This window comes from Shewanella dokdonensis, assembly GCF_018394335.1.
Classification (GTDB): Bacteria; Pseudomonadota; Gammaproteobacteria; order Enterobacterales; family Shewanellaceae; genus Shewanella; species Shewanella dokdonensis.
The window spans coordinates 2,737,587-2,762,689 of sequence record NZ_CP074572.1 but is presented as its reverse complement, the minus strand read 5'-3'; the positions used below and the strand labels follow the sequence as shown (position 1 = coordinate 2,762,689).

Genomic DNA, 25,103 nt, shown 5'->3' with positions numbered 1-25,103 from the left:
TTTCTTTTTTAACATAGAAATACGGATGTCCTTACGGCCATATCCTATATTCCCGCAAATAACGGAAACTTTTATGACATTTTTTGCCAGAACGGCCGTAATCTATACAAACAAAAGAATGATGTCACCTGTCTTTAACAGGAAAATTGTAGCCGAGGGCTCCAGACAAAGAAGCCCGCGGCTGCGGGCTTCTTTAAAAACACTGTGGTTACTCGTCGACCGGTGACACAACAAATAACAGATCCCCTTGGGAAACCTGTTGGCCATTGCTGTTGAGGATCCGTTCAATACGGTATTTTTTATCTTCTGGATACAATACCGCACCTTTACGGTTGAAACCGGCCAGTGTCATCTGCGAGAACATCTTCATCGCCTCTGTCAGTGCCAATGTCTGTTCAACCGTCACTATGTCGCCTTCCTTGACAAAATCTGCTTCGCCAGGAGCCGGTGAGGTGTAGAAGATACCAGCGCCTTGAGCCAGCACTTTCAGCTCATTGGATTCGCCGACACGCAAAGAGGCAGTATCCACTTTCTGCGTTTCAGCGGCGGCTTCCATTTCTGCGATCAATGCCGGGATGTCCAGTTCGGCCATCAGGCGTGGCAGATAGTTGGTGTCGTACACACCATCACGGAAAGTACGGTCGCTCAAGATGCGTTTCAACAATGGGATATTGGTGGCAATTCCTTTGATCACTACGCGATCCAAGTAATCCAACATCTTATTGATGGTATCTTCACGGTCTTCACCATGGATAATGATTTGGGCGATCAGGCTGTCGTAGTAAGGTGAAACTTCTTTACCTTCAGCAGCAATAGCGATCACTTCCACATTATCTTGTGGTGGCAACACACACTCACTGATTAAACCTGGATTTGGCACTAGCTGTAATACGCCGTGGCTGTCCAGCGCCGCCTTTTCAGCTGTCACGCGCACTTCGATGGCATACCCCAGTTCTTTGGGCTGCAATTTCTCGATTGAACGCCCAGCGGCAATATCAAACTGCGCACTGACGATATCAATACCAGAAGTGACTTCGGTTACCGGATGTTCTACCTGCAACCGGGTATTCATCTCCATGAAATACACTGCGTTGGCATCCAGGTTATAGATGTATTCGACAGTACCGGCACCGGTGTAATCGGTCGCATTCCCCAAAGCTTCAGTGTATTTCATCACCTTCTGCTTCAGTTCTTCCGGCAACATGGTAGAACCGGATTCTTCAATCACCTTCTGGTTATTGCGCTGTACCGAACAGTCACGAATGCCCAACACCTTGGTGTTACCAAAGCGGTCACGCAACAACTGTACTTCGATGTGGCGCAGGGAAGTGACATATTTTTCCAGATACAGATCGCCGTTACCAAAGGCCGCAGCTGCTTCGGTAGATGTTTTCTGGAACAGACCAATCATTTCTTCAGGACGACGTACTACCTGAATGCCTTTACCGCCACCACCTTGTACGGCTTTCAGCAGCACCGGATAACCGATTTCGTTAGCCACATTTACCGCCTGCTCCGCATTAGTCAGAATACCGTGTGACCCAGGTACGACTGGCACGTTCTGCGACTGAGAGGTTTTAATGGCGTTAGACTTGTTACCCATGGTGGTCATGGAGTTAACGCTAGGGCCAACGAAGTTCACGCCGTTGTTGACACACAATGCGGCAAATTGCGGACTTTCAGAGAGGAAGCCAATCCCTGGATGCAACGCATCAACTTTCTCATAATCCGCCACACGCAATACGGAATACGCATTGAGGTAAGATTCGTCAGAGGTGTTACCACCAAGACATACCAGCTTATCGTTGTCATTCAACATTTCTGCCGGAACGGCTGTCATATCGGGATCGGACGCCACCAGCACCACGTTGATGTGGTTGTCGTGCGCTTTACGGATCAGTTTGACGGCCGTACAACCACGGGCATGGATCAATACCTTGTTGATAGGTTTCATCAAGGCTCGCGGATCATCCTGCACAATTTCATCGGCAGTTGTTTCGTGAGCGGTTGCCACCAGCGATGACAAAGCACCGGCAATGACTTCTTCGATACTTTCTGTTGGCATTGGCATCAAAGGATCAATGCTTTGCAACTGTTCATCGAGGCTATCGCTGAACGGATTCAGTACCAGACCATTCATTGCCTCGGGCACTTTCGACAGATAGTTAGACAAAGTGGCAGTGGATGGCAGATAAGCGGGCACTACCATTTGTCCGGCAAATGGCATGTTGGTGCCAGACATGTAATAGGTCTGCACCAGTGGATGTGTCACAAAAGAAGCCTGCGCGCCACCGGTACAATCACCGAAACCAAACATCAGCACGGGCAATTCGTTATCACGAATGAAACGAGTCAGACGGTCATTCACTACCGCCATAGAAAATAGTGCGGCAGCGCCTTCTTTGGTCTGCATCCCACCAGAACTGATAAAACAGATCACTGGCAGACGGCGTTTGGCGCATTCAATCAGCAGTGCCGAGAATTTCTCGGCGCTGGCCATATCAAAAGCCCCCGCCTGGAACGCGGTATTGGACACAGCAACACCCACGCGGATCTTTTTGCCATCGTGATTGAAATTCGCTATGCCGGTAATCAAGCCACAAGGACGAATACCTTTATCTAGCGCATCTTCGATAGATAAACGGAAACCTGGGAAATTCAGCGAGTTAGCTGTCATTTTATCACCGTTCAGTTCGTCAAACTTACTGAAGAACTTGTCGATGATGTTGTTCCAGGTCATCTTGCCCGCTTTCTTCTCTTCGCGTAGAACCTTCTGGATCAGCAGATCCTGATAACCCATGGTGAGGCGGTTCCAGAAGTCTTTGCGCCGACCAATACGCACGGGGTTAATCGCGCCAGTGTATTTGGTGTTGTCGTCTTCGCTATCGAAATATTCAGGCAGCAAGCGTTCGAAGAAATAAGTCAGGACCACAAACAAGCTGTCATTCAATTGTGGGAAGCCCACACTTTTCCACTGCTCGGTTTTGGTCAGCAACTCGGCACGATTGGACTGAGACATAAAATATTTCAGCCACTTATAGAACTTGCTCTTGTCGTTGGCGGTATCTTGGGTCGAAATCGCCCGGTCGATGGACTTATGCAGTAAACCGTCCACAGATGAACGCGACAGGCTCTTGTTCATCATGGCTTCTTTAGCAATAGAGGCTAGGTTGCCCACCACATTGTCATACAGCGCATTGAAGATCAGGATGTTGTAACACTGCCAGATAAAGTCTTCACGCAGCTCTTCATTCACCACCACATCCAGCAACGTCAGTTGGTTCAGTTCTGGCCAAGGTGTCTGGGTGACTTCCGCTGGCAGAGTTTCCAGATAATGGATCAACCCTTTGAAGTTATTAGCGGCGTTGCTCTTCCAGCGGTGATACAGACTCCAGCCAATATTGAACAACAGCGCCTTACGGGCTTTTTGTAGTTCTCTTTTGGCTCACCGAGGATCAAACGTGTCAGCATGTTACGTTCAGTGGCAATGCCATCACGCTTGGCAATGAAATTATTCCACAGTTTTGCCAGTTCTTCGTCATATACCAGTTTATCTGGGCTTGATAGCCAAGATTGGAACACCTTTTCCTGCTCTTTCTGGATACGCGCACGCAGATCGCCTTCCGGCACACTGACCTTAGACAGACGACCGTATTGCTCCATCGAAATCGAATGGATACGGCTACGCGCGGTAAGATAACGCAGATAACGATAAGCACTGCCGAACAGGTTCAGATGCATGGTCGGGCTGCTTGCCAGCGACATATGCACGGCATCTTCCAACGCTTGCAGATTTTTTGACGGATACAGGAAACGGTGCAGGCTGCGTTTATAGTGTTCACGCAAGTCTTCAGACTCTTTCACAAAAGCCACTGCCGCGCGTTCAACCGCTTCGATGCCGCTAATGATGGCGCGGCGCAAATTATGCTGACGTTCATCACGATCAGAAGGTGAGAAGTCAATAATGCCGTCAATGCAACCTGTGGTATATAGCTCTTCTGGCGACACACCCACTGATTTAGCGCATTCCTGCCAAGAAAGATTGTATTTGCGAGCGATACTCTGCAAACCTTGAGGCTGGATAGTATTAAAAATACCGTCACGCACCGATAGTAAAATATTGGCGGCGGCCAAGGGAATCGCGCCACCGGAATACCCGGCACCAATCACGATACCAATGGTTGGCACGTCCACGTTGGCGCTTTCGGCAATTGCCCGGGAGATTGAATGAGCCTGATTATGGCTGTTAGCCAGTTCACCAGCATCGGCCCCGGGAGTGTCGATGAAATACACAATGGGCATCGACAGTTCCGCAAAATGGCGGATAGCTTCACAACACATCAGGTGATGTTCTGGCATCCACGCCCCATTGGCGGTGCTACGCTCTTGGGCGATAAAACCAACACGGCGGCTGCGACCAGCAAAATTCAGTTCCACTTCTGCGGAATAGAAAGGCCCGTTGTGTTTTTCAACAATCATTTTGCCTTTCAGATCGGCAATGATGCGTTTAGCCCCTGGACGATTTTTATCCAAGGTAGGTTGAATCACTTTGGCAACGTAGCCATCCACGTCCAGTTGTGCCAATGCCTTGAGATTGCTTTGGATGTCGTCGTCATCCAATAGTCCGTTGATTTCTTCAGACAGACTTTGCTTACTATGCTCTGGAAATAGAGAGAAGTCCTTGGCCAGATGTTCTGCATGGAGAAACAATGGATCCGGCGCTTGGGCTTGAGTCGAGTTTTCGGGCTGCTTATTGGTGCTCATCAAAAAGATCCTCTGCTAAGCCTCTAAGTTATATATGTACAGCCGGTAAATATAACTTTGTTATCAGCTGAATTGCCATTAAACTGCCTTGGACGCTTTGTTCCATTTTTGAGACAGTTAGAAAAATATGCCAGATTTGAATGGGATGCTGCTATTTGCCGCAGTGGTCAGAGCAGAAGGATTCTCTCAGGCGGCGCGTGATACCGGGCAGCCTAAGTCCACCATCAGCCGAAAAATCGCCCAGCTTGAACAAGAGCTCGGCGTACGCCTACTGCAACGTAATACCCGCTCAATCAGTCTGACGCAGGTTGGTGCCCTATTCTACCAGCATTGCCAGACAATCTGTAATGAAGTTGATGCAGCACAGGCCACGATTGAAAATACCCACAATGATGTCTCAGGGTTGCTACGGATTGCGATTCCGGTGTCATTCAGTCAGGAAGTGATCGCGAATCTTTGCAGTGGCTTTATGCGACTGTACCCAGCCGTAGAACTGGATGTCCAATTCACCGATGGTGAGGTGGGCTTGGTTGGTGAAGGCTATGATATCGCCATCAAATATGGCCCACTGCAATCTTCGGATCTGGTGGCAAGACTATTATTTGAACGTCAGCCCATACTGGTTGCCAGTCCAGGTTACCTCAAAGCTCACGGCACCCCGGCGACCCCTAAAGATTTGGAACAACACGATGGCATTTTGATGGGAACCCTACGCTCGGCACCTATCTGGCCACTGGGTAAAGGCAGCCGTAAGACCATGGCCAGCTTTAGGCGTAGAGCCCGAGTTAACAGTGCCGTCATGGTAAAACAGCTGGCGCTGGATGATTTTGGGATTGCTATGGTCTCCCACGCCGTGTGTAAAAATGAGTTGGCGCGCGGTGCCTTAGTGCCACTTTTACAGGAATGGCCCATTGAATCGTTTAAAGTTTATGGGGTGTATTCCAGTCGTCGCCAACTGGCAACCAACATCAGCGTGTTCTTAGATTTCTTTACCAAACGTTTCAACAGTCAGGAGTCGCTACAGTCGTTAATGGTGTAAGCCTTTATTCAGTCTGGAAAATCTTGATGGTTTGTTGGCGCTCGACCGTGACTGGTGCATACTTAAGTTCAACGATTAGATCACTGACTTATAACAATGTTGTTCAAAGGAACTGTCATGTTGAAGCTCTGCCCCACCGCGGCGCTGCTAACCGCATTATTGTTGTCATGCTCGGCAACTGCTGGTGTTGAAGAAGATAGACTGCCCAAAGCCCAACAAGCCATGCCTGAGGTTGTCAGCCGCTATAGTGCCATTGTGGATGATTTAGGGACTAAATATCAGCGCCAGACAAATGAACTGCAAGTCACCCAGATGGTTGCCCACGAGGGACAACGACTGTGGCAACAAGCGGTCAGGGACGTCAGTTCCGGCCATTATGATGATCGCTCGTTGTACTGGAGCCGATTACAGATGCGCACATTGCTGCAACAGCAGCGTCCGGCATTCAATATTGCAGGCTGGCAAAAAGAGATCCTGACAAAAGCCGTTGAAAAAGCCTCGCGTGGGTTTAGTGACATCAATTACGCCGATGACGCCCAGATCCGAATTCTGCTTACCGGTTTTGATCCCTTCTTCCTCGATCGACATATCGAACAAAGCAACCCTTCGGGGATGGCGGCACTCGCACTGGATGGTTATCGTTTTCGAGTCAACGGCAAACAAGTACAGATAGAAACTGTGATGATCCCGGTGCGCTTTGCTGATTTTGATGCAGGCATTATCGAGTCACTGCTGACCCCGGTTTATCGAGATAATCAGGTTAACATGGTGATTACTGTCAGCATGGGACGCAGCGATTTTGATATCGAGCGTTTCCCTGGCCGAAACCGCTCCGCCAAAGCACCGGATAACCGCAACGTCATGACGGGTGCCGACAAAGAGCATCCGCTGCCGCCAAAACTGGATGGCAAAACCCTAAACGGGCCTGACTTTGTTGAATTTTCGCTGCCCGTTGCTGCCATCCAAGCGGTGAATGGCCCGTGGAAAATTCATGATAACCGCACAGTGACAACATTAAAGCGCGGCACATTTGCTGCCAGCAGCCTCAGCGAATTACAACATAGCACCGCGGTTGAAGGTTCTGGTGGTGGTTATCTTTCAAATGAAATTTCTTACCGCGCCATATTGTTACAACAACAGCTCGGTAGCCGCATTGCCACCGGCCATATTCATACCCCCAGGGTAGCCGGTTACGATGCTCAATCAGAACAGCAAATGGTAGATCAGCTCAAAGCCATGTTGACGGCAGCCGCTGCGACATTGTAGTTTGCCTCTCAAGCCGCGGGCACTTGCCCGCGAGAGGTTTAATTACGCAGTACAGATAAGTTTATGTGGCATCTCTTTTCCAATCGTTCACCGCAGGCGCTTGCTGCTACAAAAGTTACCAGGGTTTCACCGCTTGAACAGCAATTGCTGCAAGCGGTTGAGCACTGTTATCAAGTCGCGGAACAACACTTACAGCGCAGCTTTCCACGACCAGAAGTTAACTTCAAACTCAGAGGTAAAGCCGCAGGCACGGCCCATCTGCAACTAAACAAGCTAAGGTTTCACCCGGTCTTGCTCAGCGAAAATAGCAACACTTTTATTCGTGAAGTGGTGCCGCATGAGGTTTGTCATCTGCTGTGTCACCAGCTTTATGGCAAAGTTAAACCCCATGGTGCAGAGTGGAAGCAACTGATGCAGCAGCTATTCCAGTTGCCAGGCAACACAACTCACCAGTTTGACACCACCTCAGTCACGCCTAAAGGTAAACGCTATCGCTGTGCTTGTGGCGAGGTGGAACTAACACTGCGGCGACATAATAAAATTGTTCGCGGACAAGCACGCTATCGCTGCCGCCATTGTGGACAATGGTTGCAACCAGCAGCGTAACTATGACCCATTTGCCAAGCACCAGCGCTTCTTTTACTATCTGCGCACTATTACAAGCCAGAAACAATCACATCATAGGCTGGCATTACGTTGTAGCTTTAGGGGAACAGATTGATCGATTTATATCGCAGACACTTGTTGTTGTCTGCCCTGCTGTTATTTGTTTGCCAACCCGTTTTTGCCAAACGCGCCGATAATTTTAATCAAGCCAAACGACAGGCGCTGGCGTTATATGCTAAGCCAGGCAGTCAATCAGACGTTCTACTGCGGTTGCCGCATCGACAGTCAGCAGAAAAAATGGCAACCCGATTGGCATTCCTGTGGTTTTCAGCCACGAAAACAACCTGCCAGAGCCACCAGAATTGAATGGGAACATATCGTACCAGCCTGGGAATTTGGCCATCAACTGCAATGCTGGCAACAAGGTGGCCGCAAAAATTGCGAACATACCAGTAAACAGTTCAATCTGATGGAAGCCGATCTGCATAATCTGGTGCCCGCGATTGGTGAGGTAAACGGTGATCGTTCCAATTACCGCTTCAGCCAGTGGAACGCCAGTGCCGGACAATATGGTCAGTGTGAGATGGTAGTAGATTTTAAAGCACATAAAGTTCAGCCGCCTGAACGGGCCAGAGGTGCTATCGCCAGAACTTACCTCTATATGCACGATACTTATCAGCTCAAGTTAGCAGCGGCCCAACAAAAATTGTTCAGTGCCTGGGATCACAAGTATCCTGTCAGCCAAGACGAGTGCCGTCGGGACGAGGCTATTGCCAAAGTGCAGGGAAATCACAACATCTATGTACAATCACACTGTTTACGTGGTGCTATTTCCGGCAAAATAGCGCAGTAATTTACCAGGAACACACTATGAGAGTCCCGAGAGTCTATCACAGCGGTCACATTGGCAACGGCCAGCAATTGCAACTGGAAGAGGAAGCTGCGGCCCACATTGGCCGAGTGCTACGTATGAATGCCGGCGAGCAGATAACCCTGTTCAACGGTGATGGACAGGATTACCTGGCGCAGATCCAGTCGGCAGATAAAAAGTCCGTGGTGGTAACAATTCTTGCAGCACAGGTTAACGCGACTGAATCGCCACTGCATATTCATCTTGGGCAGGTGATATCCCGAGGCGATCGGATGGATTTCACATTGCAGAAATCTGTTGAATTAGGTGTAGATACTATCACCCCATTGTTTTCAGAACGTTGCGGCGTCAAACTGACGGGTGAACGGTTAGATAAAAAATCCAGCAATGGCAGAAAATCGTGATCAGTGCCTGTGAACAGTGTGGTCGCAGTAAGCTCCCCGAGGTACGCCCAGCGATGGAACTGGCAGATTGGTGTGCTGAAAATGATGGCGCCCTGAAACTGAACCTGCATCCGCGCGCCAGTCATGGTATTAATGGGCTGACGTTACCCAATCATAAAATCAGATTGTTGATTGGCCCTGAAGGTGGTTTATCTGCTCAAGAGATTGCCATGACCGAACAACAACATTTCACCGATGTGCTGTTAGGGCCAAGGGTGTTACGCACCGAAACCGCCGCCATGACAGCTATTACCGCACTGCAACTGCGTTTTGGTGATTTGGGTTAATCCCGATAAAGGAAAGCAAAATGATCAAACTCGGCATCCTGATGGATCCCATCAAAGATATTAACATCAAAAAAGACACCAGTTTTGCCATGCTGTTGGCGGCGCAAAAGCGCGGCTACCAGCTGTACTACATGGAAATGCAGGATCTGGCGATGATTTCTGGTACGCCGGTAGCAACTATGCGTACGGTCACTGTGCGTCAGGATCCACAGGATTGGTTCACCCTAGGCGAGCCTCAGGAATTACCGCTGAGCGAACTTGATGTGATCCTGATGCGCAAAGACCCGCCGTTTGATACCGAATACATCTACGCCACTTACATGCTGGAACGTGCCGAAGAAGCTGGCGTTCTCATAGTCAACAAACCCCAGAGCCTGCGCGATGCCAATGAAAAGCTGTTTACCGCATGGTTTAGCGAATTCACCCCGACAACCTTGGTGACCCGTGATGCCAAACGCATCCGCGAATTTCATCAGCAATATGGCGATATCATTCTCAAACCACTGGATGGCATGGGCGGCACCTCGATTTTCCGCGTAAAGCAAGATGATCCTAACGTAGGCGTGATCATTGAAACACTGACCCACTATGGCCATAACTATGCGATGGCGCAGGTCTACATTCCCGAAATTACCCAAGGTGATAAACGTATTTTGGTCATAGACGGCGAACCAGTACCTTATTGCCTAGCGCGGATTCCCAAACAGGGAGAAACCCGCGGTAATCTCGCTGCTGGTGGTTCTGGGGTTGCCCGGCCTCTGTCAGAAAGCGACTGGAAAATAGCCAAAGCCATTGGCCCAGAGTTGAAAAAACGCGGGCTGATCTTTGTCGGGCTCGACGTCATCGGCGATAAGCTGACAGAGATCAACGTGACCAGCCCAACCTGTGTTCGCGAAATTGAAGCAGCATTTACCGTGGATATTACCGGCATGCTGATGGATGCGATTGAGCGTAGGCTCGGCCAGCAATAACAAGGATTTAGCATGAAGTTCAAACAACTGTCTGTACTGGCACTGGCGCTGCTATTACCGTTTGCGGCGCTGGCTGAGGATATGTTAGCCCCATCGCTAGTACCTTCTCGCCCGAAAAATCTGATCATCATGATTGGCGATGGTATGGGCCCAGCTTATACCTCCGCCTATCGCTATTTTAAGGACAATCCAGATACCGAAGAGGTGGAACAGACAGTGTTTGACCGCTTGTTGGTCGGCATGGCCAGCACCTATCCGGCCAGAGTGAGTGGCTATGTCACCGACTCTGCCGCAGCGGCAACCGCATTGGCAACTGGCAGCAAGAGTTATAACGGCGCGATTTCGGTGGATACACAAAAGCAGCCACTAGAAACCATTATGGAAAAAGCCAAAAAACGTGGACTCAGCACGGGGGTTGCGGTCACCTGCCAGGTGAACCACGCCACGCCAGCGGCCTTTTTAAGCCATGATGAAAGCCGCAAAAACTATGATCAAATTGCCGCGAGTTATATCAACAGTAATGCTGACGTGATCCTTGGTGGTGGTCAGAAATACTTCACCCCGGCGATGCTGGATGCCTTTACCACCAAGGGCTATCAAGTGTTAAATGATTTCAGTCAGTTAGCCGCAGTGAATCAAACTAAAGTGCTGGGATTGTTTGGCGAGGTACAACTGCCATGGGCAGTGGATGAACCCGATGCACATCGGCTGAGTACCATGACCAATAAAGCCCTGACATTGTTATCACAAAACCCCCAAGGGTTTGTATTGATGGTGGAAGGTAGCCAGATTGATTGGGCCGGCCATGCCAATGATATTGTGGATGCCATGGGAGAAATGGACGAATTTGCCCATGCGGTTGAAGCGGTTGAGCAATACGTTCGCAGTCATCCTGACACGCTGATGGTTGTCACCGCAGATCACAATACCGGTGGCATGTCGATTGGGCGTGATGGCAAATACGCTTGGTATCCAGAAGTCATTAGAGCGGTGAAGGCCAGTCCCGAGACGCTGGCAGCCAAAGCCTTGGCTGATGACAACTGGCCACAACTGCTGGCCGATGGCTTAGGATTTACCCTGGATGATGATCTCAAAACGCGTTTTGAGCATGCCAGGATGCAAGGGAAAGAAGTGCTGGCACACGCCATAAAACATGAGATAGACCTGCGCTCGAACACCGGCTGGACCACTGGCGGTCATACCGGCGTTGACGTACAGGTATTTGCCACTGGCCCCGGTGCCGAGCTATTCATTGGAAATCAGGATAATACTGACATCGCCAATAAGCTGATTAGCTTACTGCCGAAACCCAAAAAGGCTACGGCGACCACTGTTCCGGTGCCGCAAGCCGCCCCAGCACCTACCACCGTTCCCGCGCAAGCCGCCCCAGCGCCTACCATTCCCGCGCAAGCCGACACGGCCATCAACGGCCATTAGTCATCAAGTGTTGTTAACAGAGCTGCCATTGGCGGCTCTGTTGCTATCACATTCCCATCGAGATAGCGCTTTGGCATAATAGCCGCCTTGCAATCAAAACAGGACTCTGTCAGTGCTGACCGCCCCATCGCAACTACTATTACGTAACAGTGAATATATCCACGGTAAGCTACTCTTGCTCAACCATGAAAATGACCTGGGCGCTGTCGAGTTGCAAGCACATGGCGATTCAGTGACCACACTGGCGCTGGATTTTAATCATTACCTAGCACTCAAGGCAGCCAGCCACCCCAAAGTGACTAGCTATTTTGGTCATCAACTGCCACAGCCAGACCTCTTTGATACTGTGGTGATCTACTATCCCAAAGCTAAAGCATTGATGGGATATTTGCTGCAACTGGCCGCGGTTTATCTCAGAGAAGGTGGGCAGGTATTAGTCATCGGCGAAAACAAGGGCGGGATCCGTTCTTTCGATAAGCAACATAGTGCTTGGTTTGAGCTTGCGCGCAAACGTGATAACGCACGCCATTGCTTACTATATACTGCCGAACGTAACGCCATCCCCGCACAAATAGACCTTGAACCTTTCTTCAGCCACTATCAACTCACTACCGCCAACGGCAATTTGACCATCTGTAATATGGTCGGCGTGTTCAGTGAAAAACAACTGGATCAAGGCACTGAATTGCTATTACAACATCTGCCGCCGCTCAATGGCCGCGTGTTGGATTTTGGCTGTGGTGCCGGGGTGATCAGCGCGGCATTATTGCAGCAAAACCCACAATTGCAGCTGGAATGTGTCGATATCAATGCCCTAGCATTGCTGGCTTGTGAACGCACCCTTGCCGCCAATGGCCTCACCGCCCGCGTATATCCATCTGATGGATTAGCCCAGGTTGAGGAGAGTTTACTGCAATTATCTCCAATCCACCGTTCCATGACGGACTCAACAGCACCACGGATATTGCCACCCGCTTTGTGGCAGACAGCCAGCAGCGACTCAAATCCGGTGGGCTATGGCAAATAGTCGCAAACCGTCATTTGCCTTATGCTGACGCCATCGCCCGCTATTTTGGGGAGGTCAATATCATTGCCGAGACCAATAAATACAAGGTGTACAGCAACCACAACTGAGCAAAAATACCGCAGTTTGCGACATTGACAGCAGAATTAATAGAGGGTTAGCTGTTTGTAAGTAAAAGGGTTCGTCGTCCAGTAAAGTGTTGATATACTCGGTCAGGATCACGTAAAACTATAATGAATTTACCCTGGATAACATCATGCTGACGCCAGAACTGCTCCACTTAAGCAGCGACAGTCAGTTCGCTGAGTTAAGGATTGTCCCCCAAAGTCACGGACCTATCACCGAGGAAGCCGTGCGGCAACTACTGAAGTTGCCGGAATTTGCTGCATTATTGCCGCTTGAACAAGCACTCAAAACGGCAGTTAAAGATGTCAATAACCTCTCGGGCAAGGACGAAGGGAGTCATGAACTTTTCTTTCGCATTGCCGAACGCCGCGATGGTCAAGTCACCCTAGAAACCACCAAAGATAAAATGCACGCCAGCATGACGCTCGTGGCACCTTGGGGTGGCAAGGCCGTTACCTTGCCAGAGGTTTTGCAGCAACTGAAGCAGCAGAACATCTGTATGGGGCTGTCGAAACAGAAAATTGAAGCGCTGTTACATGCTGCTGACAAGTTGCAACCGGGCGAGAGAGTCGAGGGCATCATCGCCGTTGGCAAATCGGCCATGAATGGCACCCACGCCAAACTTGAACGCAAAGTTCCCCTTGCGAGGGAACGCCTACTACAGCCGCAAGAGCGGGAAGATGGCACCGTAGACATGCGCAATCTAGGGTCTGTCGTCATGGTTCGTCCCAAAGATCTGTTGATGGTGAAAACACCGGCCACCGATGGCACTAACGGTTATAACGTCAACGGTGAAGTCATTCCGGCCAAAGCCGGTAAAGATATTGAACTCAAAGCCGGTGCCGGCACCGAAATCTCGCCCACCAACCCCAATATGCTACTGGCAGCAACAGCCGGGCAACCGGTGGAATTCCGTGGCGGTATGCAAGTTGATGATGTTCTACAAATCAAAGATGTCGATGTTGGCTATGGCAACGTGGATTTCAAAGGCAGCGTACTGATCAGTGGCGATGTTTGTGAAGGCATGCGAGTACGCAGTTCTGGTGACATCACCGTCATGGGCTTTGTGGAATCAGCTTATCTTGAAGCGGATGGTGATATCACTGTCAGTAAAGGGGTGCTAGGGCGTCAGTTGGGTGGCAATGACGTTTCAACCCATCTGCATGCTAAAGGGCAGATCTCTGCGCAATTCGTCCAATATTCACATCTAGAATGTACCGGCGATGTGTTGATAACCAAACAGCTATTGCACAGTCATACCATGACCGATACCAAACTTATGGTCAGCGACAGCAGTGGCCGCCGAGGCGATCTGGTCGGTGGTTGGGTTAAGGCCGAACAGGGTATTCAGGCGGTGACTATTGGCGCAACCGCCGATACCAAGACTGAGCTCTACTGTGCCATGCGATTGGACGAGCTGAAACTGAAACTCAAGGAACTGGATGAAAGTATCCGCCAACTGGTAGTTGCCAAGCTGGACATGGAATCACGTCTCAGAAAACTGCCCCCGAAAGCGGAATGGCAACAAGACGCCGTGATGGTCGAACAGGTCAAAATGATGTTGGAGCAGAAACACACCATTGAGACGGAATTGAAACGGGAAGAAACTGAAGCCGAACTCATGCGCGCCGACAGTGACAGTTATTATCATCGCAATCACATCGAAGTGAAACGCCACATGTACGCCAACGTGGAGATCCACATTGGTGGCACACAACACAAAACCCAGCGGGAACATGGGCCCTGTATTGTGGAAAATCAAGGGGCTGAAATTACCTTTGACTACAGTAACCGCAATTGAAGCAACTGAAGTAACATCAGCGCCCCACTGGCCGGCACTATTGCAGCAGCAAGGCGTTGATGAGTTGCTTTATCTGGAGAATAAACAAGCCTGGGCGCAGCAACTGACCGCGGCTTATTTGCTTAACCCCGGGGACAGATTACTCGATAGTACGGGAACAATCTGGGTGCTGACATTCCACCATAAACAACCGCAATGGCACATGTCCGGCACTATCCAATTGCATGAATTACAGCAACTAATACAAGCGCATGCAGTGGTTGACGGCAACTGCTGCATCAGCAAACTACAGCTCAGTTCTATTGCCGAAGCGCTGCAATTCGTCAAATCGCTACGGTAAACACTTCTGTTCTGGCGCATCAATGTGCATAATCGCCCTCAAGTTATCGGATGACGGAATGTCATGGAATTATTAAATATTGAATGCCTCGGGAAACCACTACGCTTGGAAGGTTCTCTGGCGGGTTGGCAGCAACTTTTTTGGGATGACCAACTGGTTTCACAAAAGGCAGCGAGCAGCGACAGTGAAGGGTTAAAAGTCCATGTATTTCAACTGCATCAGCAAGGTAAACCCCAGCCTTTAGAAGTGCGTCTTGAAACAGATGTACGCTGGCAACCCTTTGTGCTGGATTACCGATTGCAAGTTGACGATAACATCTGTGCCGAAGGCCGTCGTACAGAAAAAGATATGGAGCGCCAAACGCCACCGCCACAGGCTAAAGCCACCAAACCCGGCACCTTGGGTCTGCTGTCATTGTTATTTAAGCTGTTCAAAAGTGCCAAGGTGATTAAAGTGGTGCTGGCAGGCGCCAGCATTGCGGCATATTCCTGGTTATTCTCGTTCCAATTTGCCCTGGCGCTGCTGGCATGCCTGATGTTTCACGAGTATGGCCATATCCGGGCAATGAAATACTTTGGGATGAAAACCAAGGGCATCTACCTTATCCCCTTCATGGGGGCTGGCATTATCAGATGATAAGATCAACACCCGCTGGCAAGATGTGGTCATTTCGCTGATGGGGCCATTTTTCGGCTTGTTACTGTCACTGGCAGCGCTGGTGGTCTATCACCTGACCGCCAATCCATTTTTTGCAGCGTTGGCAGGTTTCAACGCATTGCTAAACCTGTTCAACCTGTTACCCGTGCTGCCGCTTGATGGGGGTCATGCCATCAAGAGCATCAGTTTTTCCCAAAATCGCATCATTGGTTTACTGATCTGTTGTGCGGGCCTAGTGCTAGGCGTTTACCTCAGTTACCGTTTGGGGCTGACGCTACTGGGATTCCTGCTAGCCATTGGTGGATTGGAGATCATTGCTGAGTGGAAACAACGGCTCAACAGCCATTTGATCCCGCTGGATCGCTATGGCCAGATTGTCTCGGCCACTTGGTATCTAGTTACCGTGATTGCGCTGGTTGGCGTTATTTGGCATTTAGCAGGCAGCGGTGATGACATGCTAGGATTGCCACTGCAAATTCTGCAAAGCTAGCCGTAACCGGAGTAACAAGACCAGAAATTCCGGTCTTGTTACTTTAGTCATCACACGATTTCACCAAACTGACCACTCTGATAATCGTTGATGGCCTGCATGATTTCTGCTTGGGTATTCATCACAAACGGCCCCATCTGTACCACTTTTTCACCAATGGCATTGCCCGCTAACAACAGCATGCCAGCGCTGGTATCAGCCGCACGCAACTGCAACGGCTCCTGAGGGTCTAGCAGTAACATATTACCGGCATTCACCGTGCCACCATTAGGGAGCTGCAACTGCCCTTGGTACAGATACAATGCCACAGTGCTGAATTGTGACAAATCGAGTTGAGACGATGCTCCTGCCGGTAATGTCAGATCGGCAATCGCAGCACCAGCAGCCAGCCCCATTAACGGCGCATCGGCTTGCTCGTTGCCATATTGCCAATGTCCCGCCAGCAAATACAGCTGCCCCTGACCATCAGAGAGCCTTGAGTGCTCACTAGTGCCTGAGTCTTGATACTGCGGATGACGCATCTTGTCCTTGGCTGGCATGTTGAGCCATATCTGGAAACCATGCAGCCCGCTATTAGCGTCAGCCAACGGCATTTCAGAATGGATCACACCACGCCCAGTGCTCATCCATTGCACTTTCCCGGCACGGATAGCCCGCACATTGCCCAGTTGATCCCGGTGTTCAAAACCCCTTTACGGATATAGGTAAAGGTTTCCATGCCACGGTGGGGATGCGGCGGAAAGCCACCGATATAATCTTTCGCATCGTCCGAGCGGATCTCATCCAACATCAAATAAGGATCCAGCGCTAACCGCTGGAAATCAGCAACCCGCATGATATTAACACCATCGCCATCGCGACTGGGCTGTGCCCGTAGCTGTTGTATGACTTTCATGAATGTCTCCTGATAGTGGTAACTGGCTACCAGCTTAGTCGTATGCAGATAGAACGAAAAGCGACATTTCCGACTAGAAACCTTCTATTTTATTGAATCATCAGCATATAGTACTGTAAATATAATCTTTTGAAGATCTATTTTAAATTAACGTGTTAATTCGACTTAATAATTGCTTACGAACCTAAGCTTATTTCTGTTGAGGATCCGACATTTTTAGAAATATTTACAATCTATTTCACCATTCTAACTGAGTCCACAAAAGGAACTTTCCTAGAAACGGTATTCACGTATACCATTTATCTCTTTTTTATTTGCAGATTACAAACGGATACCTCTAGCGTTAGCATTCTTTGGTATAGCTCTTCTCAAACGCGCTCCTTATCCGATGGATAATTTATAAGATGAGAAAAAACTCCCGTGTTATTACACAGGAGTTTTATTCAACAACGCGAGCCTAACTCAGCGCTCTCGTACGCTCTTCTTAACGGAAGGTATAGTTAATACCAGCAAAGAATGAGCGACCATTAGTATCATAATAACCATCGCTATTATCATAGGTGTATGGATTACGAGGTGGCTCTTGATCAAATACGTTCAACACCCCGAACCTAACCTGCAGATCATCATTTATCTGATACTTCGCTGACATATCCCATAATGTCTGAGACGGGATATTATTGTAACTAACGTCCTTAGCTGTATAGTCGTTATCTAAAACACCACTACCACGATAGCTAGCAATTGCGCTAACAGACCAATCGGCATAGTGCCAACCCGCTGTAAAACGTCCTTTCCAGCGAGGATCTGTATATTCACCGACGTAGACATCTAAATCGGAGGCGAATCCAGTTGGGTTATAACGCCAGTCATCCAAATAAGTGGCAATTAAGTTAAAGCTGAACAGACCCATAGATTCAGTATCATATGAGTAGTTAGCTTCAATATCTAGACCTTTAGTCTTATAGGTAGCTACGTTAATAGGACTCTGAACAAAGCTGACAATATCACCGCTCGCATCACGAGTGAACAACGAACAATATGGATTATCCAAACTTTCTGAGTCATAACAATACTTCACCGCTGTTCCCACACCAATAGATGTAATGGCATTAGCAATATCGAAACTCCACCAGTCAGCAGTCAAACTAAAGTTTTCAAGGAAGGATGGTGTATATACAAATCCCATCGTCCAAGCATCAGAGGTTTCTTCCTTCAGATCTGCATTACCAGCATTGTAACCAGGGTGGTTAGAATGGTACCAATCGTCGGAAGCACTCCAACCTTCTGGTAGCCCTACAGCCTGACAGTTCTGTTTGCGATATGGGGAATCACCAGCATCGATATTATTTGCGTCACACACATCGGTGAAACTTTCGTATGTCTGACCAGCAGCCTGATATAGTTCTTCCACTGACGGTGCACGAACAGATTTAGATTTGGTTGCACGCAACTTCAGATCATCTGTAACAGCCCAGTTCAAGCCCAGTTTCCACGCATCATTATTGCCAACGGAGGTGTAATCCATGTAACGATAGGCCATTTCAACACCAACCTGCTTCATCAGGAAAACATCTTCAACCAATGGTACAGAAACCTCAGCGGCCCATTCATTAACTTCATAGGCACCAGAGTATCCAAGTGACTGGTTACCGAAAATTCGTCCTTCTTGCATATTTGCATCTGGTTCTGTACTAGCTTCTTCACGACGCCACTCACCAGAAAGCGCAACATTCACGGGACCAGCTGGTAATTCATACACTGGACCAGTAAACGTAAAACCAGCATTTTTCTGCTTAGCATCAGCTTTACGGTATGCTGAAGCAGAAACCCAATCAATGGCAGCCTGACTTGCCTGACCTTCACCAAAGATATTTAGTGGTTGACAACCATTAGATTGATCTCGGCAGACAATGTTACCACTACCATCACTCACCGCATCAATTGCCAGGAGGTAGTTATCATCATACACCTGACCATACCAATGAGTATCCTGATCTAAGCGACCTTCTTGATAGAACACGCTGTAGTTCCAGTCACCGATATAACCATCAGCACCAATCAATGCGCGTTTAGTTTCACGTTTCTGATTGTAGGTACGATCACCAAACTCTGTATCCATACGGTATATGTAAGCACTTCCACCATCAGCATCAATGATGGCACGAGCTTCATCTGACAAGAATGGGTTTTCTGATGAAACTTCTACTCCCTGATGGAATACCGGACTAGAGATACCATCGGCAGTATAATGAGAATAGGTCAGTTCTGTGAATAATCTTAAATGATCATTGACTTGATAGTCTGCGTTAAGGTTATAAACCTGACGTTCCAATGGAATACGTAGCTGAGTGTAATTGACTGGATCATAGCCTTCACAGTCACCTGTACAATAGTTACCATTGGTTCCTGGGCCTTCTAATACCCCATCTCCCATATCAAACGGGTGGAAAGTCCCATTTTTATCCCATGAGTAAGTATCACCAGCATCATTCCAGAATACCCCCTTCACTAATCCAGTTCAGCTTACGGCGGCCAGTATACGTGATTCTGCGAGGTTCATCGTTATCTGCGGTGTACGCCGGGTTATACATGGTATAAACAGGATTTTTCGTGTAGTCACGATCAGTAGCCATAACACCTTTTTCTTTGGCAAATACTGCACTGAACATCACATGACCGCGCTCTTGCGCAAAATTGGTACCATAAGCAAATGAATATTGGGACTTCTCCCCACCACTTTGCTCAGGTTGAGTGTAGGATGCATCTAACTCAAGACCATCGGTCTCTTTTCGGGTAATTATGTTAACGACCCCAGCAATCGCATCAGAACCATACACAGCTGATGCACCACCAGTAACAATCTCAACTCGGTCAATCATGGTTGATGGAATGTTGTTAAGATCAACAGCTGTGTCCCCAGCACTCCCGCCAACAAATCTACGACCATTTAACAATACCAGAGTTCTTGATGAACCAAGCCCACGCAAATCTGTCTGGTTAAGACCACTTGCAAAGATAGTGCCGGTTGAACTTTCTGGTGATAAACCCACTGTTGATTGAGGCATCTTGTTTAACAAGTCTCCGACGTTAACAATCCCCATTGCAACAATTTGATCTTTGCCGATAACAGTAAGCGGTGTAGCAGAAATAGTCCCCATCGGGGGTAATTTAGAACCTGTTACTTCAATTTTTTCAATTTTATCAGATTCTTTCTGTGATTGATCATTTTGAGCAGCTTCATCAGCCGCAAATGACAGTGAGGTGAATGCTACACTCGATACAGCAGCAGCAAACAGACCTCGGCGTACAGCCTTGGCTGTTAAACTAACGGAAATCATACTTAGTCTCCCTTGACAATGTTATCTAAAAAATGCCTCTGTCGTTCCATTATTTTGTTCTATGGATTCACAATAATCGCATTTTCACAACGATAATCCAAAATGAGGTTAACATTGTCAACAATATAAATACTCAACAGGTAATAAGATAGTTGTCGACAAGCAAGATCAAAACTTAATGTATTGTTTTAATTGATTTTCAATTATTACATTTTGAAACAATTACATATACAAAACAGCGTTGTTGATCAAATAATTGCACGAGTTGCAACAGTCCCAAGCCATTGCACGGTTTAACGACTTACTCCCCGAGAAGGCATACCCAGGCTCAGCATTTTGTTCATTGCCTTTACGCCAGCCAAGGCTTCGCCAACCTGGGCATTGTAATCTTGCAGACTCAGTTTCGGGCTTATCAGTTGCTTGTAACGGTACATCGCGGTTTCTGCCAGTGACCTTTTCCCGTACTCATGTTGCTGCTTCCACTCCGATAGACAACCTGCTTTCAGTGCATCAACAGCTTCATTGCGGATATGCCCCTTCGGACCAGTACCTTGTATTCGACCTCGGGGGTATTACTGCCTTTATGCATCTATTTTTGAGTAGCTTATGGCAAGCTTTGGTGTCATACACGCCATCGGCAGACACTTGTTCGATGTGACGGCGAAGTGGCTTGAGTAAGGTGCCCAGCACTTCATTGTCGGCCACGCTTTCGAGGCTAACTTCTGCCGCAATAATGGCATGAGTCTTTGCATCGATGGCCCGGCGCTTTTCTTTGCCATGCTTACGGGGTTCCCACTCGCCTTCGCCAAAGACCTTAAGGGCTGTGGCATCGATAACAACATGGGCAACAGTGCCACAGCTTGGCAAGCGATAAGCCATGTTGACGGTTTTAGTTTAGCTCGCTTGCTGATGCAGCTATAGTCCGGTGAAGCCAAGGGAACATCCATTAATTGAAACAAGGAATTAATAAACCCTTCAGTGGCTCGCAGCGACAAGCTAAAAACGCTTTTCAGCATCAGAGCGGCTCAATCGCTTGGTCAGTAAACTGAAAGCCGCGTCCCTGACCACCATGATGCTGATGGCATAGCCAGCCTTTGATGGCTGCTTCATATCAATCCCAAAGGTTAATGAGCCGCGATTGTGCAAACTCTGGTTGTACTCAGGTTAGTGAGTGATGCGGTGCTTAGCTTTACCCATGATGCCTCTCTGTCAGTCTGTACTGAAAGATCTGATCACTGTTGGCTGAAATGGTTCAAAAGGATTTAGTCAACAACGCCATATAATTATCAAAAATGAGCATTCGATAGGATGTCCGTCAAATATTAGCTGCCATAAATACCCATATTAATATAAGTAATATATAATTTTAAAAAAATGTAATTACTAACCAATAGATACTTCACCAAAAAATAACCGCACAATTTAAATTATATATTTATCATATAATTACAATTTAAAAATAATATCTTACATAAGCTTTTATAAGTTACAAAACGAGTTAAAAGGCAAAAAACAAACAAAGTTACATATGAATTCCCCTCGCCAATTTTAATTTGGTTTTCAGTTAATGTTATTCCCGTAACTCAGGTAATAACCCACGACAAAAGTAATTTTTACCAAGTTAAACGCAATAATCCTATTAATTAAAATTGGTGCTTACCATGAATAAAAAAATCATCTCATGGCTAATAATCCTGGTTGTAGCCGTTGGTATCTGGCTGACGCCTGCGCCTGCCAGTGTTGATCCTAAGGCCTGGCATCTGTTGGCGATCTTCATTGCCACTGTGCTGGGACTGATCCTAGAACCTATTCCCATGGGGGCCGTGGCTATCTGCGGTATCACAGCTACCGCCGTCACTGGAACCTTATCCATTAAAGAAGCGATGACAGGCTTCTCTAATACCACTATTTGGCTGATTGTAATGGCGTTCTTTATTTCCAGAGCGTTCATTAAGAGCGGACTTGGGGCCCGCATCGGTTACATCTTTATGCGCCTGATGGGGAAACGTACCTTGACCCTGTCCTATGGCTTATTGATGACAGATTTTATTCTGGCACCAGCTATTCCATCCAATACCGCCCGTACCGGCGGCATTGTCTTCCCACTGGCAAATTCAGTGGCTGATGCTTACGGTTCCCGCGCCGAAGATGGTACTTCTGGCAAGCTTGGCAGCTTCCTGATGACGACTGTATTCCATGGCACCACCATTACTGGCGCTATGTTCCTGACCGGGATGGCAGCTAACCCGCTGGCAGCAAAACTCGCGGCCGATATGGGTATCGACATCAGTTGGGGTCAATGGGCCTTAGCCGCCATTGTTCCCGGTCTTGTTGGTCTGCTGCTAATGCCACTGTTCGCCTATATGCTGAACAAACCTTCGATCACCGCCACACCACAAGCGCCACAGATTGCCGCAAAAGCGCTGGCCGAGATGGGCAAGATGAAGATGTCTGAGTGGGTAACACTCGGTACTTTCATCGCCTTGATAGCACTGTGGATCGCCGGCCCCTCTTTTGGCCTGCATGGCACCACTGCCGCTATGATCGGTTTAGTACTGCTGGTGAATGCCAACGTGTTGACCTGGGATGACGTATTGAAAGAGAAAGGTGCCTGGAACACATTAACTTGGTTCTCAGCGCTGGTAATGATGGCCACCTTCCTCAATAAACTGGGGCTCATCAAGTGGTTCGGCAGCAGTATCGCCGCTAACCTCACCGGGCTCGACTGGCCGGTAGCGCTGCTGGCATTGGCACTGCTTTACTACTACATCCACTACGCTTTCGCCTCTTCCACTGCGCATGTTGCCGCCCTGTACTCAGTATTTCTGGCAGTTGCCGTGCAGATGGGCGCACCTGGCGTGATGGCAGCCATTATCTTCGGGGTAATTTCTAACCTGATGGGCGGCGTCACTCACTACGGTACTGGCCCCGCACCAATTCTGTTCGGTGCAGGCCACGTATCACTGCCTAAATGGTGGGGCTTGGGCTTCATCATGGGACTGCTGCAACTGGTCATCTGGGCCGTTGTCGGCGGGATCTGGTGGAAAGTAATCGGTCTTTATTAATCACCAACGGGCGTTACTGAAGAGCTAACGCCCGTATTTCATTGATAACAGCAAAGGGAACGCCATGACTATTATCAAAAAAGCGGACTTCATCGATAGTATCGAAGACGCACTGCAATATATCTCTTACTACCATCCGCTGGATTTCGTCAAAGCTATGGAGAAAGCCTACTACGCGGAAAAAACCAGGCGGCTAAAGATGCCATTGCGCAGATCCTGATCAACTCGCGTATGGCGGCCGAAGGTCATCGTCCAATCTGTCAGGATACCGGTATTGTGACCTGTTTCGTGAAGATCGGTATGAATGTCCAATGGGACAGCGATATGACCGTTCAACAGATGGTCGATGAGGGCACCAAACGTGCCTATAACAGCACCATTAACCCACTGCGTCAGTCTGTTGTTGCTGATCCAGCGGGCGCCCGTAAAAACACCAAAACTAACGCGCCAGCGGTAGTGCATGTGGAAATGGTTGCGGGTGATAAAGTTGACATCATGATCGCCGCCAAAGGCGGTGGTTCTGAAAACAAAACTAAAATGGCGATGCTGAATCCCTCTGATGATATCGCCGCTTGGGTAGAAAAACCGTACCGCTGATGGGTGCCGGCTGGTGTCCTCCAGGTATGCTGGGGATTGGTATCGGTGGTACTGCCGAAAAAGCCGCGCTGATGGCCAAAGAAGCGCTGATGGAACCGGTTGATATTCAGGAATTGCAGGAGAAAGGTGCCGAAACTGCTGAAGAAAAACTGCGTCTGGACATCTTTGACCGCGTCAACAAACTCGGTATTGGTGCTCAGGGTCTGGGTGGTGTGACTACCGTCGTCGACGTGAAAATCAAGACCGCGCCAACTCACGCGGCGTCCAAGCCAGTGTGCATCATTCCTAACTGCGCCGCCACCCGCCATGTGCATTTCACCCTGGACGGCAACGGCCCTGCCACACTGACACCGCCAAAACTGGCAGACTGGCCAGAAGTGACCTGGGAAGTGGGTAACAACGTACGCCGAGTTAACGTTAACGAACTGAAAAAGAAGATGTTGCTGCATGGAAAGCCGGTGAAACCGTGCTGCTGTCAGGCAAGATTCTTACTGGTCGTGACGCTGCCCATAAACGTATTCAGGACATGCTGGCAAAAGGCGAATCTTTCCCAGTAGATTTCCAAAATCGCTTTATTTACTACGTTGGCCCTGTTGATGCCGTTGGTGATGAAGTGGTTGGCCCTGCGGGCCCAACAACCTCTACCCGCATGGACAAGTTCTCTGACATGATGCTGGAACAGGCTGGCCTGATGGGCATGATCGGTAAAGCTGAACGTGGCCCGGCGACAGTAGCATCTATCAAGAAGAATAAGGCGGTATATCTGATGGCCGTCGGTGGTGCTGCGTATCTGGTCGCCAAAGCTATTAAAGCCGCGCGTACCGTTGCGTTTGCTGACTTAGGGATGGAAGCTATCTACGAATTTGATGTCGAAGATATGCCAGTCACCGTAGCCGTGGACAGTGAAGGTAACAACGTCCATCAAACTGGTCCAGAAATCTGGAAAATTAAAATTGCTGAAATGAATGCCTAATAAGGTCTTCATCCGCCGTCACTTTTATGTGTTCCTGAACTGCGGCGACTAGCAAAAAAGGACGGCCTGTAATGGAATACAGGCCGTCTTTTTATATGGCGGATGCGATA

11 protein-coding genes and 7 pseudogenes are annotated in these 25,103 nt (G+C 48.6%); 13 read left to right on the top strand and 5 right to left on the bottom strand.

Annotation, left to right across the window (positions count from 1 at the left end):
* Positions 1-208: 208 nt before the first annotated feature.
* Positions 209-4,764: pseudogene (locus KHX94_RS13285) on the bottom strand (ATP-binding protein).
* 127 nt (positions 4,765-4,891) lie between these two features.
* On the opposite strand from KHX94_RS13285, the gene KHX94_RS13280 reads away from it, so the two are divergent.
* The 11 genes and pseudogenes from KHX94_RS13280 to KHX94_RS13230 all read left to right on the top strand — a co-directional run bounded on the left by KHX94_RS13280 (position 4,892) and on the right by KHX94_RS13230 (position 16,122).
* A complete protein-coding gene (locus KHX94_RS13280) occupies positions 4,892-5,803 on the top strand; it encodes a LysR family transcriptional regulator (protein WP_213681016.1) in 912 nt (303 codons plus the stop codon).
* Positions 5,804-5,920: 117 nt separating this feature from the next.
* Entirely contained in the window at positions 5,921-7,069 is a 1,149-nt protein-coding gene (locus KHX94_RS13275) for a pyroglutamyl-peptidase I (RefSeq protein ID WP_213681015.1), read from the top strand.
* 63 nt (positions 7,070-7,132) lie between these two features.
* Entirely contained in the window at positions 7,133-7,675 is a 543-nt protein-coding gene (locus KHX94_RS13270; protein ID WP_213681014.1) for a SprT family zinc-dependent metalloprotease, read from the top strand.
* Positions 7,676-7,907: 232 nt separating this feature from the next.
* On the top strand, positions 7,908-8,528 hold the full coding sequence (locus tag KHX94_RS13265; protein WP_213681013.1) for an endonuclease: 621 nt from the start codon (positions 7,908-7,910) through the stop codon (positions 8,526-8,528).
* A 17-nt stretch (positions 8,529-8,545) separates the two neighbouring features.
* Positions 8,546-9,276, top strand: a pseudogene (gene rsmE, locus KHX94_RS13260) (16S rRNA (uracil(1498)-N(3))-methyltransferase).
* A 20-nt stretch (positions 9,277-9,296) separates the two neighbouring features.
* Positions 9,297-10,247, top strand: coding sequence for a glutathione synthase (gene gshB / locus KHX94_RS13255; protein WP_213681012.1), 951 nt, complete (start codon positions 9,297-9,299; stop codon positions 10,245-10,247).
* Between the two features lie 12 nt (positions 10,248-10,259).
* Entirely contained in the window at positions 10,260-11,684 is a 1,425-nt protein-coding gene (locus tag KHX94_RS13250) for an alkaline phosphatase (protein ID WP_213681011.1), read from the top strand.
* 112 nt (positions 11,685-11,796) lie between these two features.
* Positions 11,797-12,818: pseudogene (locus KHX94_RS13245) on the top strand (methyltransferase).
* Between the two features lie 146 nt (positions 12,819-12,964).
* On the top strand, positions 12,965-14,635 hold the full coding sequence (locus tag KHX94_RS13240; RefSeq protein ID WP_213681010.1) for a flagellar assembly protein A: 1,671 nt from the start codon (positions 12,965-12,967) through the stop codon (positions 14,633-14,635).
* Positions 14,613-14,975, top strand: a complete 363-nt coding sequence (locus KHX94_RS13235; protein WP_213681009.1) for a DUF4144 family protein — start codon at positions 14,613-14,615, stop codon at positions 14,973-14,975. Before KHX94_RS13240 ends, KHX94_RS13235 begins: the two co-directional genes overlap by 23 nt.
* Before the next feature lie 63 nt (positions 14,976-15,038).
* Positions 15,039-16,122, top strand: a pseudogene (locus KHX94_RS13230) (site-2 protease family protein).
* A 50-nt stretch (positions 16,123-16,172) separates the two neighbouring features.
* Here the strand turns inward: KHX94_RS13230 and KHX94_RS13225 are convergent.
* From KHX94_RS13225 to KHX94_RS13215, 4 genes and pseudogenes are all read right to left on the bottom strand, one after another.
* Positions 16,173-17,017: pseudogene (locus tag KHX94_RS13225) on the bottom strand (pirin family protein).
* A 484-nt stretch (positions 17,018-17,501) separates the two neighbouring features.
* On the bottom strand, positions 17,502-19,529 hold the full coding sequence (locus tag KHX94_RS13220) for a TonB-dependent receptor domain-containing protein (protein ID WP_244859152.1): 2,028 nt from the start codon (positions 19,527-19,529) through the stop codon (positions 17,502-17,504).
* On the bottom strand, positions 19,507-20,358 hold the full coding sequence (locus tag KHX94_RS20590; RefSeq protein WP_244859151.1) for a TonB-dependent receptor plug domain-containing protein: 852 nt from the start codon (positions 20,356-20,358) through the stop codon (positions 19,507-19,509). Before KHX94_RS20590 ends, KHX94_RS13220 begins: the two co-directional genes overlap by 23 nt.
* A gap of 293 nt (positions 20,359-20,651) precedes the next feature.
* Positions 20,652-21,504 (bottom strand): annotated as a pseudogene (locus tag KHX94_RS13215) (IS5 family transposase).
* Between the two features lie 515 nt (positions 21,505-22,019).
* Here KHX94_RS13215 and KHX94_RS13210 point away from each other — a divergent pair.
* Both KHX94_RS13210 and KHX94_RS13205 read left to right on the top strand, forming a co-directional pair.
* A complete protein-coding gene (locus KHX94_RS13210; protein WP_213681008.1) occupies positions 22,020-23,423 on the top strand; it encodes an anion permease in 1,404 nt (467 codons plus the stop codon).
* A gap of 64 nt (positions 23,424-23,487) precedes the next feature.
* A pseudogene (locus tag KHX94_RS13205) lies at positions 23,488-24,993 on the top strand (fumarate hydratase).
* The last annotated feature ends 110 nt before the right edge of the window (positions 24,994-25,103 follow it).